Source organism: Candidatus Rokuibacteriota bacterium (assembly GCA_030647435.1).
Classification (GTDB): Bacteria; Methylomirabilota; Methylomirabilia; order Rokubacteriales; family CSP1-6; genus AR37.
The window spans coordinates 1-14,576 of the sequence record JAUSJX010000138.1 but is presented as its reverse complement, the minus strand read 5'-3'; the positions used below and the strand labels follow the sequence as shown (position 1 = coordinate 14,576).

The window sequence follows — 14,576 nt, the reverse complement described above, 5'->3', positions numbered from 1 at the left end:
AGTGGTACCCCAACAATTCTAGCGTACCAGCGAAGACATTGTATGTCAGCGGATGGACACTGCATGTCAATGTGGCGGCCCAATGACTGATTTCAGAGAATTTTCGCCGGGCGGGCGTCTTGTCCGGCTCCGCGATAACTACCTGTTTTTTTTGCACCTAACGAGCGGGAAACCTCACCCGCTGAAGCTCGGGCGCGATTCTCGCATAGAGAGATCTCAGCGCGGAGACCTCTTCCCGATAAGGGCAAACTCACCGTGAGGTGAGGACGCAAAGCCACGGATCAGGCGATGGGCCTGATGGCCGGGCTGCCGAAGGAAGGGCGAACTGGCCCGCCGGGGAAACGGTGGTCTTCCGCAATACAGGGGGGATCATCGTGTTCCGAGCACCGCATGTCCTTCACACGCTCGGCCCGCTCTGGGTCAGGCAATCGCGCCCGATCCTCCTGTTCGCTCTGGTCAGCCTCAGCCTCGTTGTGGGGCCTGCAGTAGCCACGGCGCAGCAACTCAATCTGAGTTGGGTCGACAACTCGGGCGGCCAGGCAGGTTTCATCATCCAGAGAGCGACGGGCACTGGCGGGCCGTATACCCAGATCGGCCAGCTCCCCGTCGGAGTCGTATCGTACGCCGACACGGCGGTCTCGTTAGGAACGACCTACTGCTACCAAGTGGCTGCAGTCAATAGTGACGGGGAGTCCGCCTTTTCCAACCTCGCCTGCGGCGCCCATCCGGTGGATTCACGCTGACGACGGCCAAGGCCGGTACCGGAGTGGGGACCGTAGCAAGCAGCCCTGCCGGAATCACCTGCGGGGCGACCTGTTCCTACACCTACCCAGCTGGGAAGGTCGTCACCTTGACGGTCACTCCCTCTTCCGGATCGACTTTCAGCAGCTGGTCAGGCGGCGGCTGCAGCGGGACTGCTCCGTGTACGCTGGTCGGAAACGGGTCAGTCACCACGACGGCGACGTTTGCGACAGCGCCGCCTGCACCGACAGTCACGTCCGTCACGCCGAATCAGGGCGCGGTGGGCGCGACGGTGCCAGTGACGATCAATGGATCCGGATTCGCCACAGGCGTGACGGTGAGCGTCAGCGGGACCGGCGTCACGTCGAGCAACGTGACGGTGAAGTCGGCGACGCAGCTGACGGCGACGCTGACGATCGCCAGCGGAACAGCGCTGGGAACCCGCAGCGTGACGGTGGCGAACACGGGCGGTGTCGGTGGCACGCTGACCGGGGGCTTCACGGTGGTTGCGCCCATGACGGTCAGCTCCGTGGCCCCGACGCAGGGCGCGGCGGGCGCGACGGTGCCGGTGACGATCAATGGATCCGGATTCGCCGCAGGCGTGACGGTGAGCGTCAGCGGAGTGGGCGTCACGGTCAGTAATGTGGCGATGGTGTCCGCGACGCAGCTGACGGCAACGCTGACGATCAGCAGCGGGACGACGCTGGGAGCGCGGAACGTGACGGTGACGAGCTCGAGCGGCAGCACTGCGACGCTTCCCGGAGGATTCACGGTGGTGAGCGCGGCGCCTGCGAAGCTGACGCTGGCCTATAATGGCAAGCTGCGAGATCGGGTGGGGCAGGGCAATACGGCGCTAGGCGCGGACGGGGCGCTGGACGGCACGCTGACGGCGACTCTGAGCGCGCCCGGGGGACGGAGGGTGACGGGCCTTCGGCTGGACAGCAACGCGCCGGGGACCTGGGACACGAGCAGCGGGAGCGGGTACTGGGTGTTGGCGGTGGCGCCGACGCTGGACGGGGCGGTGCTGAACGCGCCGGGGACGATGGCGGTGAACTTCCCGGTGGCCGACGGGGGGAGCTTCGTCCTGTTCGCCTCGGATTATCAGGCCGCCGAGTTCCTGCCGGGCCGGACGCTGACGCTGACGGCAACCTTTGCGGACGGCTCGACGGCGACGGCGGTGACGATTGTCGGGCCTTCAGTAGCCACAACGGCGCAACTCGCTCTGAGTTGGGTCGACAATTCTGGTGGCCAGGCGAGTTTCATCATCCAGAGAGCGGTGGGCACTACCGGAACGTATACGCAGATCGCGCAGACCCCGATCGGAGCCGTATCGTACACCGACGCCACCGCATCCGTGGGAACGACCTATTGCTACCAGGTGGCGGCAGTCAACAGTGCCGGGACTTCGAGCTTTTCCAATCTGGCCTGCGGCAGCCCTTCCGGAGGATCCACCCTCACGGCAGCCAAGGTCGGCACCGCAGCCGAGACCGTAGGAAATAGCTCTGCCGGCATCAACTGTGGCACAGCCTGCTCCTACACCTACCCAGCGGGCACGGCGGCCACCCTTGCAGCCACTCCCGCGTCTGGATCGACTTTCAGCGGCTGGTCCAGTGGCGCCTGCAGCAGCACCGACCCGTGTACCCTGGCCGGTAACGGGTTGTTGACCGTGACTGCAACCTTTGCCGCGTTACCCACGTATACTTTCAAAGTGAGCAAGCAGGGGCCGGGCAGTGTCAGCAGCAGCCCGGGAGGGATCAGAACTGCGACTCGACTTTTTCGGCAAGCGACGCGAGCGGCTCAGTCGTGACCATGACGGCGGTGCGCGGGCGTGGCACCCACTTCAACGGTTGGAGCGGCGGGGGCTGCAGTGGCACCAGCACGTGTACCGTGACGCTGAATACGGCGATGTCCGTGACGGCGAGCTTCAGCAAAGGCAGGAAGAAATGAACTGCAGCTCAGGCATGCGACCGCTTCCAGCATTTAATCCGCCGGAGGCGGGGAGGGAGAAACTGAAAATGAGGAAGGCTACCGGGTTTGTAGCACTCACAATCGCTGTTCTCTTTGGCGCCGGCACTTCGGCAAGCGCTTGGACGCCGCCGATCGGCATCCCGGCCCCGCCCTTCGGGATAAACGAGGTGGCGCCCGCCGTGCCGTCGCCGTGGACAGGCGCCGTCACGGGGTTCTACTACGTGGACAACACCAGCGGGGCCGCGACGGATACCGCGAACCCGAACGGCTGGCCGGCCAAGCCCCGCATGACGTTTCCGGGGAACATCAACGTGAGCTGCGGCGGGTGCAATCCCGAGAATGCGCTGGCGCCCGATTCGGTGGTCGAAGTCCACGGCGGGCCCTATGTCTTCAACTTCGCCGGGCCGACTGCCGTCGCGTTCGCTGGGACCGCGGGCCATCCGGTCTTCTTTCGAGGCGTAGGCTCGCCGAGCATTCGCGGCTTGCCGTGGAATAGTGTAGGCTCCGATCGCCAGTTCAAGGTCGATGGCAGCTACTACATCATCGAGGGCTTTACGTTCGGGACTGGCGCACAGGCGCTCGCGAACCCCGCCATTGACGCCGATATGCGCGTGACTCTCTCCGGGGATCATGCGGTCCTGCGGAATAACAACCTCGGTCCGGCGTATGGGCAATATAGCTCGCTCATAGACGGGCTCGGTAGTTACTTGGTGATCTACAACAATGAGATTCACCATGCGGGCAACTACACCTCGGCCATTGACAACAAGTTTCACGGGTTGCAGATGGGGTCGGGTGGCAACTCCTACATCTGGATTCTGAACAACCACATCCACCACAACGGCGGCCAGGGGATGCAGGTCGGTGCGGACTTCATCTCGGATCAGAGCCAGTGGGCGCACCATATTTACATCGGCTTCAACCACATCCACGAAGACATGGATGCGGCGGTCTCGACGAAACAGGTCCGAGATGTCATCATCTCGCAGAACGATATGGGGCCGTACTACACCTTTGCGAACGGGGTGTATTCCGGCTCGTCGCAGACGGGCCACACGGCAACCCCCACCGTCACCACGTCCAGCTTCGGCGGCCACAATATCTGGCGGCTGTTCAACTACATCCATGACGGCACGCTGGGAATGCGGGCGAGCGGCAACCACACCGACTCGCCGCAAACGCCGGCCGGCGATTGGTACGCCATCGGCAATGTCGTCGTGAACATGACCGCCGACGGAACGACTGGCGGCTATCTCGTGGCGGGGCAGCAGAATTATCGCGTCTACCTCGTGGATAACACGCTCATCACGGGCTCGCTCGGTGGGGTGCTCTGGGATGGCTCGGGCTATTACGAAGTGACCGGGAACCTCATCAAAACCGCTGGTGGCCTGCCGATGAACCATGTGCCGACGAATTGGGGCACGAACAAGTTCGACTACAATTTCTACGATGGCACAGCGCGACTTCTCTATGGAGCGGACGCGGCGATCATCTCGTTGACTACGATGCAGAGCCACACGCAAGAGGTGCACAGCAAGCAGGGGTCGGCGCTTTTAGACGCGAATTATCGACCGACAAGTGCTTCTCCCATTCTTAAGTCCAACGCGCGGAGCGCGGTCTATGATACGTTCCTCTCTCTCTACGGAATTGATATTGCGAAGGACATCGTAGGGACGCCGCGACCCCAAGGAGCGGCGTGGGCTATTGGCGCTTACGAGCTTTCGGCCGGAGGCGGCTCGCCGCCCCTGGCGCCGACTGGCCTTATCGTGCGCTGACGCTGATTGCGAGTCCCGGTGCGGCGGTGACAGCGCTGCCAAGGAGCCGCCCGCGGCGTGTTCCACTTTGTGATGTTCAAGCCAACTGTTGAACATGTTCGGATGCGATGCGAAGCTCGCACAGGCGCTCGGCAGGGGTTTTTTCTCGAACCGCGAGGTGGACGCGGGGCCGGGTAGTCGATCGCCTCGAGACACACCTGCGAAAGCATGAGCTAGGCCTCTTGGAGGGCGCGGCCCAGGCGCTTGTTCTCCCGGGATCCCCCCGGGCCTCGACGAGGAGGCCAACGCGTTCGTCGAAGGCGAGGCCGGTGAGGTCGGCCTGCTGCTATTGTGCGGTCCAGGCGGCCGCTACCGCTTGGAGTCCGTCTACGGCGAGAACTACGTGAAGCTCGACAAGGGTCGCAGCGGTTACACCACCAAGATAGTTGCAACGCTGACCCGGACACGGCTCAACTGGCGGGCCAGGAGCGACTTCGACTAGTTCTATGGAAAGATTACTGTTTTTTCCACAAGACGATTGGGTGTTTCGGAAGGCGTCTTCCAGCCGCGAAAGCTATTTGGCTTCAACAAGCAAGCCATGAAGCTCTGCTACAAATGCGGCTCTAAGATTGAGCGGGTTGACTGGCAATGTTCGTACTGTGGCGAAAGCCCAGAAATGATCAACGGCTTTCTCTCATTCGCCTCAAACAATGCGGAAGACAACGCCGGCTTCAGATCGGAGTATTTCGCGGAACTGGCGAACTTGGAAGCCAGAAACTTCTGGTTCCGCGCACGCAGCCAGCTGATCATGTGGGCGTTACGGCGTTATTTTCCAAATGCCAACAGCCTCCTGGAGATAGGCTGTGGAACGGGTTTTGTCTTGTCGGGAATAGCTGATGCACTACCACATCTGAAGCTGTCCGGAAGTGAAATTCAGAGCGCAGGATTGGAGTTTGCAGCGGAACGTGCCCACACGTCAAGACTCTTTCAGATGGACGCCCGCCTTATCCCTTTCGAGGAAGAGTTTGATGTGATCGGGGCGTTCGACGTGCTTGAACATATCCACGAAGACGAAGAGGTACTCTCCAGAATGCATCAAGCGGTATGTAAGGGCGGCGGAGTGATTCTAACGGTGCCGCAGCACCCATTCCTATGGAGTCGGCAGGACGAATACGCTTGCCACGTGCGTCGTTACACATTGCCTGAACTTAGAACCAAGGTCGAACGGGCCGGTTTTGTGGTCGAGAAGGCATTGTCTTTCGTGTCTTTGTTGTTGCCTCTACTCATGCTGGCCCGTTTCCGCAAACGTAAGCCGCTCGCGGAATTCGATCCCCTGGAGGAGTTAAAAATTACGGGCGTGGCGAACACGCTGCTGGAGAAAGCGCTCACTGTAGAGCGAGCATTGATCCGACTCGGAGTTACATTCCCTGCCGGCGGTTCTTTGCTGCTCGTTGCGAAAAAACTTAGCTAGTGGGATTTCCGAGCTAAGTTAGAAACTTCCGAACTTTTGGGGCCAGCAAACCCTGGTGTGTGAAGCTCGACTTGCGATGGAATTCAGCTTACCTCGGCTCGTGCCGGTGTGGGGCTCATGACGGATTCGACCGACCCTAAACTGTCCAGAGTGCTGATGATCTCCCTAACGACCTCTGGTAAGCTCTCCTCAAGTCCCAACCATAAGGGAAGTCGAACCAGGCGCTCGCTCACGGCTGACGTGTTCGCGAGTTCTCCCGAAGCACGGCCGTGGCGTAACCCCATCGGTGACGAGTGCAATGGAACGTAGTGGAAGACGGTCTGGATTCCTTGCTGTTTCAGTCGGTTGATGAATATCGTGCGCGCCTCCAGATTGGGTAGTAGGAGGTAATACATGTGGGCGTTATGCGTCCGATCTTTCGGAACTACAGGGCGGCGTGCCTTGCCTGCCTGCTCGCACGACGCAAGCCAGTGGTGGTAGATCGCCCATATCTCAAGGCGGCGCCGCGTGATGGCATCGGCCTCCTCCATTTGGGCCCAAAGAAAGGCGGCCAGTATTTCGCCCGGCAGGTACGAAGAGCCGATATCGACCCAGGTGTACTTGTCCACTTGCCCTCGGAAGAACTGGCTCCGATTGGTACCCTTCTCACGGATAATCTCGGCGCGCTCGATGAAACGCGGATCGTTGATGAGCAAGGCACCGCCTTCGCCGGAGATAATATTTTTAGTCTCGTGGAATGACAGCGCGCTCAGATGACCAATGCTCCCGAGCGGTCGGCCCTTGTAGGTTGACATGATGCCCTGTGCCGCATCCTCAATGACTAGCAGATTGCGGCGATGCGCTATTTCCATGATCACGTCCATCTCGCATCCTACGCCGGCATAGTGGACAGGAACGATCACTTTGGTTCGCGGAGTTATGGCCGCCTCAATTCTTGACTCGTCAATATTGAGTGTGTCCGGTCGGATGTCCACGAAGACCGGCACTGCGCCGCGCAGCACGAACGCGTTTGCCGTGGAGACAAAAGTGAAAGACGGCATGATGACTTCGTCTCCGGGCTCGATTCCGGCGAGGATCGCAGCCATCTCCAATCCCGCAGTACAAGAATTGGTAAGGAGTGCTTCTCGGGCGCCAGTCCGCTCCATCAGCCAAGCGTTACATCTCTTGGTGAAACCGCCATCGCCGGCAAGATGACCAGCGGCGTGAGCTTGGGCGATGTACCAGAGTTCCTTGCCTGTCATGAAGGGTTTGTTGAACGGTATTGGCATCTTAGTCTCCCCTAGAGCAAGTCATGCTCGCGAACGCGCGCTCGTGAGCTCGCCATCTGACGGGCTTCCGAGGACAGTACCGGCGACGACGAGGATCAGCCCGATAAGCTGCGCCGATAGAATCACAGTTCAGTCCTGCGCAACGCCGCTGGACGAAGCCTGTCCCGCGGAATCCGCCCGCACCACGTATGTGGGACGTTCCATGCTGCGGAAGTGCATGCGAGCGAGGTACTCGCCGATAATGCCGAGGGCGAAGAGTTGCGCGCCGGCGAAAATCGCGATTATTGAAGCGAGGAAAGGGAAGCCAGCAACGCTGGACCCAGTGACAAGGTAGCGGCCTACGACCCACGCGAGAACGAGCACACCAAGAAAAGTGAACGAGAAGCCGACGAAGCTTGCGAGCTGGAGCGGGGCCGTAGAGAACCCCGTCATCATATTGACCGCATGCCGCACGAGCATCCAGAACGTGTAGTTTGAAGATCCGGCGGGCCGCTCGACATGCGGCACCCGAATCGAGGTAAACCGCGTCGTGGCCCAGGTTAGGAGGACGTCGATGGAGACAAAGGGGCTTCGATAATCCGCGAAGGCGCGCCGCAGATCCGTGCGGAAGGCGCGCAGGGCGCTGACGCCGCGGGCTGTCTCGACGCCCATCGCGCTCTGGAGAGCGAACTTGGTTATCACCGAAGCGAGGTCACGGAAGAAGCCGTGGGCCTCCTCTTCGGGCGAACCGTACACGACATCATATCCTTCCCGAAGTTTGGCGAGCAGAAGCAACACGGTCTCCGGTGGGTGCTGGAGGTCATCGTCCATGGTCACGATCGTTTCATAGCCCGCGGCTCTCACTCCGCACAGCGTGGCGTTGTGTTGACCGTAGTTGCGCGAGAGGTGGATGGCGCGCACCCACGGGTGTTTGCTCGCTAGCTCGTCAACGACCCGGCCGCTGCCGTCTCGGCTCCCGTCGTCGACCAGGATCGCTTCGCACGCCGGCGCCGCTCCCGGTAGTACGCGCGCGAGACCGGCCACCAGCTCAGCAAGCGTCGCCTCGCTGTTGTAAACCGGCACGACGATCGAGACTCCCGGCTGCGTCATCGTCTTCAGTATGCTCCACATCGGCGCGGATCCGGCACCGATGTAAGCTGCGGAAGATCCTTCCTCCGGATGTCGCGCGACCAACCGCTCATCGTTGGCGACCGGGACGAAGACCGTCGGCCATATAGTTGCGGTCCATGCCCGCGAGCCCTGGTCGGCTGAACGGGATCGCCGTTATCGCTTGCGTAAGACGAAGAGCTTCTGCGTTCCGTAGTCGCCGGCCGCCGGCAGGAGAGAGGCCCAGCGGTTCCACTCCATGAGCGGGTCGGCGACGTTCACATCGGCCGCCGCCACGCGTGCGAGGAGAGGCTTCACAACGCGGGTAGCGACGTAGTAGCTGCTCGCGAAGTTAGAGGTCTCGACGACGTCCCACCGCGCCGAGGCCGAGGCGGTCAGACGCTCCTCGTCCAGGTAGGTGTTGAATGGCGGCATTGGGATGTCAGGCAGTCCCCATTCACGGCGGAACCGGTTCAGCGCGTTCCACCCCTGCACGGTTGCCTCTGAGAGTAGGAGCAGACCGCCCCGGCGGAGGACGCGGGCGCACTGATCCAGCGCGCCCATCTGTCGCTCCCAGTCCTCGAGGTTGATCAGGACCCGGATGACGATGACCCGGTCGTATGACTCGGGCGGCTCGTGGAGCGCCGTGATGTCACCCACATCGAACTCGACGCGCCGCGCTAACTCCGCGGGCAGGGTCGCTAGCCGCCGCCGCGCCTCGATGATCATCTCCGGAATGAGGTCGAGGCCCCGTACGTGCACGTCGCACCTGGCCGCCAGTTGCACGGTCGAGTACCCGTTGGCGCATCCGACGTCGAGGATGCGCTGCCCGCCGGCGAGGTGCGTCGCGATCTCGCGGACCTCCAGGTCGAGGACGGGCCGGTCGGACCAGGAAGCCGATGGCGAAGCGCCATGCCGAAGCGCCTGCTCCGTCCAGAACCGGCGGATCTCCTCGACTCCGAACCGATCAGTCATGCGCGCCGCCGCTGGACGAGGCCTCTCCCGCGGAATCCGGCTGCGAGTTCGGACAGGCTAACGTCTCGCAGGCGGTTGCCAGCGCTCGTGACTGCAGGACCTTAGAGACGGCCACGCCACTCACAGTGCTTGGAGCATAGTCCCTGGCAGAATCGTGCGCAAGATGTCACCGGTTGCTCCGCGCGTCGGCCTGAAGGGCTTCATTGCGAAGGTTCCAGTTGACTTGTGCCGTCCCCGCGACATAGCTTCCGTCCGCAAGGGGAGTTGGGGGGAGGCGCTGGGAGGCTGTGGATTCTCACCGGGATGGCAACGTGGACCTGGGGGAACCCTCGCGAAGGCGCCTCACGGGGTAGGCTCACAAGTCATGAATGCGAGGGCAAGTTGACGAGCGCGTACGCAAAACAGCTCCCTCTCGAAGCATGATCACCACCGAACGGGCTCAAACGTTCGTCGTCGTTGTTGCGCTGGGCCTCGTGTGTATTGGCTCCGCTGGAGTCGGCATTGGCCTGTGGTCGTCGGGATCGGGCCTGTCACCGGACAGCGTGACATATCTGGACATGGCGCAGAACATAGCCCACGGAAAGGGGCTCACGCACAAATGGGCCTATTGGGATCCCGTATATAAGACCGGCAGGGTTCCGACAGCCACCAGCTTGTGGCCGCCGGGGTATCCATTGGCCATCGCCGCTCTTGTCACCCTTGGGGTTGATCCGTACTTTGCGGGTCGCCTGATCTGCCTCTTATCATTCACGCTACTTCCCCTTCCAATCTACGGGTTGGCCCGGTTCTTTCTACCACCGGCTCGCGCCCTGCTGTGCACCGGCGTTGTGATGGCGCTATATCCTACGGTGGTATTCGCCTCCTCCGTGACAGCGGAATCGCCGTTCTTACTTTTGTCCACCTTGTCGCTCCTCTACACGATTCGCGGGCTGCAGGCGCAGACCCCCCGGGAGATGACTTACTGCTGGCTGACGGCGAGCGCGGGTGCGGGGGCTGCGTTCCTGCTGCGGTACGTTGGCGTCGCCTGTGTCGCTGGCGTGGTAATCGCGGCCCTGCTGCCTGTTACAAAGAGAAACCTTCGGAGTCGTGCTCTGCATCTCGCTGCGGCAGCAGGCCCAGCAGGGCTGGTTGTAGGCGCGGTTTTCCTGAGGAACTGGGTCGTATCGGGGGCGCTGGTTTATTCGTCTCACGGCGGGGATTTGTTCTGGTCCACGCTGGGCAACTCGGTCCGGGCAACAGTAGCGTCCATCTTCGGCTGGAAGGATCTCCTCGGACCGAGACTCTCGCTGCTCCGTCCTTTTGAACTCGCACTGCTCGGGGGCTTGATCGGGTTGGCCCTCCTCTCGTTCTGGCAGACCAGCGCCGCGATGCGCAAGCACCAGCTACCACTGCCGGGCGCCGTTCCCTCGGGCGTCATCGGCCTCTTCATCGTCCTGGGTCTGGCTGTTGCTGTACGTGGCTGCGCCACCGTCGGGGTGCCACTTGAGACACGTTACGTGACGATCTACCTTCCCTGGTGTTTTGTCCTGCTGCTTGGGTGGGCACTGCGGGTCGGCAATCCAGCCATTGCCAGCCGATGGGTCCACCTTGCCTGCATTCTCTGGCTTCTTTGCCAGCTCGCCGTGACGGCTCTCTACGTCTCATCCCAGGAGGAAGGTTACATCGCAGCAGGAAGCCGCAGCCCGACCATAGCTTGGGTGAAGATGAACGTTGCTCCGAACGAAACCATCCTCACAAACCGTGGACCCGATCTTGCCTACTGGTGTCCCAATCCTGTCCTCGGCCTTCCACGGCCTCCCTTTTCGGCGAAGGGCTTAGCAGGCTGGGACGCTGTCGACAGTCTAGCGAGCAAAGCCCACGCTCGCTATCTGGTGTACTCCTTCGGCTATCCGGAAACTCCAAGGTGGGACGCCGAAGAATTCAGATTCCTGCGCTCGCTGGATACGCCCGAAAAGTTCCCGGAGCGTAACCCGATTTCTTTCTCTGACGGCGTCGTGTATCAGGTGGGTCGTGCGCACAGCTCTGACCCCAATCCGAAATGAGCGCAAGCAGCAAAACGGTGAGCGCTCACGATGCAAAGATAACCCTCGCCGGGCACTACTCGACCAAATCCCTCAACTCGAGAATTGCGGCAAGGGCCTCCACATCGTCCAGACGCGCGATCCGGAACCCTTAGGCAGCGCAGTATCGGAATTTGCTCCGGGTGCTGCCCAGGGGGTACAAAGCCGATCAGGCGAGGTCTATGACCGTGGCCGATACCTCACGGTGACCGGGCAGCAGACCCCGGCACCCCGGCGACGGTCGAAGCGCGGCAGGACGTGCTGGACAAGTTCGTCGCGTACTACTTCCCGGCCGTTCCCCGCGCACGTTGACAGCGTGCGTGCGCGTCCAGTGGCGCCGCTGATCGTCGCTTAGTCGTTTCAGAACCCCTTAAACCTGTCGGGCGCCATCTCCGTGTACCGGACGGTGTGGGAGATGTTCCGGTGGACGAGGTACGCCTGGATGCTCCGCGGATCCTCACCCCGGTTGGCGATGTAGTAGCCCGTCGCGTGCCGCAACATGTGGGGGTAGACCGGGAAGCCGATCTTCGCGACCTCCCCCCGGCCCTGGCCGTGATCTTTCTGACGGCTGACGTGGTGAGCGGCCCCTTACGCTCCGTGGTGAAGACGTAGGGTGACGACGAGTTCCGCAGGAGCCGGCGCAAGACCCGCAGCTCGGCGCCACGCAGGAGATGGGTGCTCGGCACGCCGTGCTTGAGCCCGTTGACATGCAGGAGCCCCTGGGTCAAGTCCACCTGCTCCCACCGCAACGCGACGACTTCACCCACCCGGAGGGCGTGTCGGTAGGCGAGGAGCAGCAGGTCGGACGAGCGAGGGCGATCCTTTCCGCGTTGCGCCGAACAGGAGCGGCCGGCGCATGCCCCAGATCCAGACGGTCCACACGCGCTTGGTCACGCGGCGCCCCCGCGTCGCCTGCGGCCGCACGTTCGCCTGGTTGTCGGCCCACACCCACGAGATGTGGCGTCTGTACCCTCGCGCGCGCTGGAGCCCGTTCCGGAACAGGGCCGCCGCCGGCTCGATGCGGAATCCCCGCCACTCCGGCCTGGTCACGGATCCGTAGAGGCACGACTCGCCGGGCTGGAGCTCCAGGAGCACCCCCAACTCCTCGACCGAGGGAGACGAGAACGTGACCCATCCACGGTTGACGAGCGTGCCGTTCGCGAAGGTCAGACACAGCAGGTCTCCACGATCGAGCTGTTCTCGGGCGGCGGCGAGATTCACCCAGAACGACGTCAGTTCGTCGGCGAGCGTGTCGAGGTCCTCCGCCGTCGCCACCCGCATGGTCACGGGTACGCGAGCCTCGATAACCGGGAACGGCTGCGTCAGGTCCATCTCGAAGAACAGCAGGCAGCGCACGCGAACGACGGGCCTCAGGAGCTTCCGGATGCCGCGTGTCAGGAAACCCGTCACACCTTCCCAGCGGAGGATCTCGCGCGCCCTCGCGATCGTCACGATGACTCCTCGCCGGTGTCCGGAGTCCGATCCTCGTCGGCTGGAGTGCCGCGCTCCGTCAGCAGCACGCCGACTCCGGCGCTCGTCGCCCGCGCCCCCGCCGCCCCCGCGATGACGAACGCCGGACACCTCGAGATCCTTCACCAACACGTTTGTCCCGAAACTGAGTGTCTAGGGCGGAAACAGGGCGCGCGCGAGACGGTCGCTGTAAAAGTAGAAACACTGGCGCTAACCCTCTTCGCTCAGACGTCTCGGCAGTTTATGGAACCCAGGGCTACCGCCTGCGCGGCCGAACACCAAGCGAGCCATTCACCGGCGTGGCGACCCGATCTCATGAGGCCCGCTCTGCGAAGGCCGAACTGTTTACAGTTTCGGGGGTTTTGACGCCCCATGCCTTCCGCGCAGCGCCCGCCAGATCCGGCCCCCCGCGAGGCGTAGGCGGCCCGCGGCGAACGCGGTCAACCCGGCGGGCGTGCGGTTGAACACGAAGAGGTCGGAGACCTGGTGAGAGAGCGGCCTCCAATCCAGGTGCCACTCGGCATCGCTGATGACGTTGAGGAACCGGAAGTGACGCTCCTTGGAATCGTTGAGGAGCCATTCGAAGAGCAGGTTGCCAGGGGCGCAGCGCGCGTACGCTTCGTCGTAGCCTATCTTGATGACGTACTTCGTGTCGTCGGTCAGCAGACAGAACTGCGCGGCCAGGCACTGCCCCCGCGCCCGAAGGACATTGATCTCACAGGTCCCCGACCCGGCGTACTTGCGCATCACGCCTTCATAGAAGCGACGAAGCCGTTCGTCAATCAGAATCGCCGATCCACGGGCTCCCTTCCAACCTGATGCTTCGACGGCGAGGAACTGCTCGAACAGAGGCTCGATATCGACGGTTGTGCGCGAGCGGACGAACTGGACGTCCAGGAGCTGGGCGAGCTTATTGCGCGCCTTGCGAAGGTTCCCACGGAAGTTCTGGGAGAGCCCTCCGGACGTTCTCTCAAGCTTCTGGAGGTCGAAGTAGTGACAGACCGATTACGGCCGCATGATGGAGAGAGCGGGAGGATAGGATTGGAAGGCATACAGCGCGCTCGAGTCGTCGAGGAGGCGTGCGAGATGGATCGCATCCCATTGCGTGGGCGCCTGCCTCAGATGAGCGATGACCTCGGAGAGGATGGCGGCGTTCTCCGGCGTCTTGGCGAAGACGAGGTCGGCGAGTTTCATGTGGTGCCCGTGCGGGCTCTCAAGCACCATGGCCGAGACACCGAAGAGGTGGCGCTTCCGCCGCCTCAACGGAAGAATGGCCACCGGAGCATCGCCGTCATAGACAACGAGAAAATCCACGGTTGCCGGGTTTTCCTCGAGCGTCTCGAGATAGGACTCCTACCACGGGTAGAGGTGGAAGTAGCGACGGCCGGGCAAAGTCGCCGTGAGCGTTTCCCATTCTTTCCGGATCGCTCGAAGCCCGACTTTCCCTGTGAACTGTCGGATGGTCCTCTGACCCACTGGACGTCAGACCCCCTGGCTGACGAGGAAACGCAAAGGTGGGTCTGCGAGCCAACGGGCCGGAAATATGTTCATTTCGGCTCCGAAGGGCCGCTCGAGGGCAAGTGCGAACAAGCAGCAACCGGTGATCCCGGCTTCGTCGGACGAAAACGGCTTCTGGCCGGGTTAAGCTGAAGTTCCTGCGTCACCTTAGCGAGATTGGTCGTTGATTCGTGGAGATAGCTCACAGACGGCCTGCAGGGTTCTGTCTACACCGTGATCGTCTTGAGCAGGTCGTAGGCGCGTTGCTGGGTGGGGCTTGGCGTGG

13 protein-coding genes, 2 pseudogenes and 1 riboswitch are annotated in these 14,576 nt (G+C 62.3%); of the genes and pseudogenes, 6 read left to right on the top strand and 9 right to left on the bottom strand.

Annotated elements, in window-relative coordinates; genetic code table 11:
* Positions 1-233: 233 nt before the first annotated feature.
* Positions 234-314: riboswitch (cyclic di-GMP riboswitch) on the top strand.
* A 30-nt stretch (positions 315-344) separates the two neighbouring features.
* A complete protein-coding gene (locus Q7W02_24465) occupies positions 345-743 on the top strand; it encodes a fibronectin type III domain-containing protein (GenBank protein ID MDO8479285.1) in 399 nt (132 codons plus the stop codon).
* A gap of 268 nt (positions 744-1,011) precedes the next feature.
* Here the strand turns inward: Q7W02_24465 and Q7W02_24460 are convergent, their stop codons facing one another.
* Positions 1,012-1,488: a hypothetical protein gene (locus Q7W02_24460; protein MDO8479284.1), complete on the bottom strand. Its 477-nt coding sequence runs from the start codon at positions 1,486-1,488 to the stop codon at positions 1,012-1,014.
* A gap of 28 nt (positions 1,489-1,516) precedes the next feature.
* On the opposite strand from Q7W02_24460, the gene Q7W02_24455 reads away from it, so the two are divergent.
* The 4 genes from Q7W02_24455 to Q7W02_24440 all read left to right on the top strand — a co-directional run bounded on the left by Q7W02_24455 (position 1,517) and on the right by Q7W02_24440 (position 5,934).
* Positions 1,517-2,548 carry a hypothetical protein gene (locus tag Q7W02_24455; protein ID MDO8479283.1) on the top strand — a complete coding sequence of 344 codons (1,032 nt, stop codon included), beginning with the start codon at positions 1,517-1,519 and terminating at the stop codon, positions 2,546-2,548.
* Between the two features lie 208 nt (positions 2,549-2,756).
* Positions 2,757-4,484, top strand: coding sequence for a right-handed parallel beta-helix repeat-containing protein (locus Q7W02_24450; GenBank protein MDO8479282.1), 1,728 nt, complete (start codon positions 2,757-2,759; stop codon positions 4,482-4,484).
* Between the two features lie 355 nt (positions 4,485-4,839).
* Positions 4,840-4,965, top strand: a complete 126-nt coding sequence (locus tag Q7W02_24445) for a hypothetical protein (protein MDO8479281.1) — start codon at positions 4,840-4,842, stop codon at positions 4,963-4,965.
* Positions 4,966-5,061: 96 nt separating this feature from the next.
* Positions 5,062-5,934 carry a class I SAM-dependent methyltransferase gene (locus tag Q7W02_24440; protein MDO8479280.1) on the top strand — a complete coding sequence of 291 codons (873 nt, stop codon included), beginning with the start codon at positions 5,062-5,064 and terminating at the stop codon, positions 5,932-5,934.
* Between the two features lie 83 nt (positions 5,935-6,017).
* On the opposite strand, the gene rffA is transcribed toward Q7W02_24440, so the two are convergent.
* The 3 genes from rffA to Q7W02_24425 form a co-directional block, all read right to left on the bottom strand.
* A complete protein-coding gene (gene rffA / locus Q7W02_24435; protein ID MDO8479279.1) occupies positions 6,018-7,202 on the bottom strand; it encodes a dTDP-4-amino-4,6-dideoxygalactose transaminase in 1,185 nt (394 codons plus the stop codon).
* A 129-nt stretch (positions 7,203-7,331) separates the two neighbouring features.
* The gene (locus tag Q7W02_24430; GenBank protein ID MDO8479278.1) at positions 7,332-8,291 is read right to left on the bottom strand and encodes a glycosyltransferase family 2 protein; all 960 of its coding nucleotides are present in this window, start codon (positions 8,289-8,291) and stop codon (positions 7,332-7,334) included.
* Positions 8,292-8,465: 174 nt separating this feature from the next.
* The gene (locus tag Q7W02_24425; protein ID MDO8479277.1) at positions 8,466-9,263 is read right to left on the bottom strand and encodes a class I SAM-dependent methyltransferase; all 798 of its coding nucleotides are present in this window, start codon (positions 9,261-9,263) and stop codon (positions 8,466-8,468) included.
* 419 nt (positions 9,264-9,682) lie between these two features.
* Here Q7W02_24425 and Q7W02_24420 point away from each other — a divergent pair, with 419 nt between their 5' ends.
* Positions 9,683-11,305 carry a glycosyltransferase family 39 protein gene (locus tag Q7W02_24420; GenBank protein ID MDO8479276.1) on the top strand — a complete coding sequence of 541 codons (1,623 nt, stop codon included), beginning with the start codon at positions 9,683-9,685 and terminating at the stop codon, positions 11,303-11,305.
* A 378-nt stretch (positions 11,306-11,683) separates the two neighbouring features.
* On the opposite strand, the gene Q7W02_24415 is transcribed toward Q7W02_24420, so the two are convergent.
* The 5 genes and pseudogenes from Q7W02_24415 to Q7W02_24395 form a co-directional block, all read right to left on the bottom strand.
* Positions 11,684-11,824, bottom strand: coding sequence for a tyrosine-type recombinase/integrase (locus tag Q7W02_24415; GenBank protein ID MDO8479275.1), 141 nt, complete (start codon positions 11,822-11,824; stop codon positions 11,684-11,686).
* 92 nt (positions 11,825-11,916) lie between these two features.
* Positions 11,917-12,090, bottom strand: a pseudogene (locus Q7W02_24410) (integrase).
* Positions 12,083-12,775, bottom strand: coding sequence for a hypothetical protein (locus tag Q7W02_24405; GenBank protein MDO8479274.1), 693 nt, complete (start codon positions 12,773-12,775; stop codon positions 12,083-12,085). Before Q7W02_24405 ends, Q7W02_24410 begins: the two are co-directional and overlap by 8 nt.
* Before the next feature lie 363 nt (positions 12,776-13,138).
* Positions 13,139-13,726: pseudogene (locus Q7W02_24400) on the bottom strand (GNAT family N-acetyltransferase).
* A gap of 72 nt (positions 13,727-13,798) precedes the next feature.
* A complete protein-coding gene (locus Q7W02_24395) occupies positions 13,799-14,107 on the bottom strand; it encodes a hypothetical protein (GenBank protein MDO8479273.1) in 309 nt (102 codons plus the stop codon).
* Positions 14,108-14,576 lie beyond the last annotated feature (469 nt).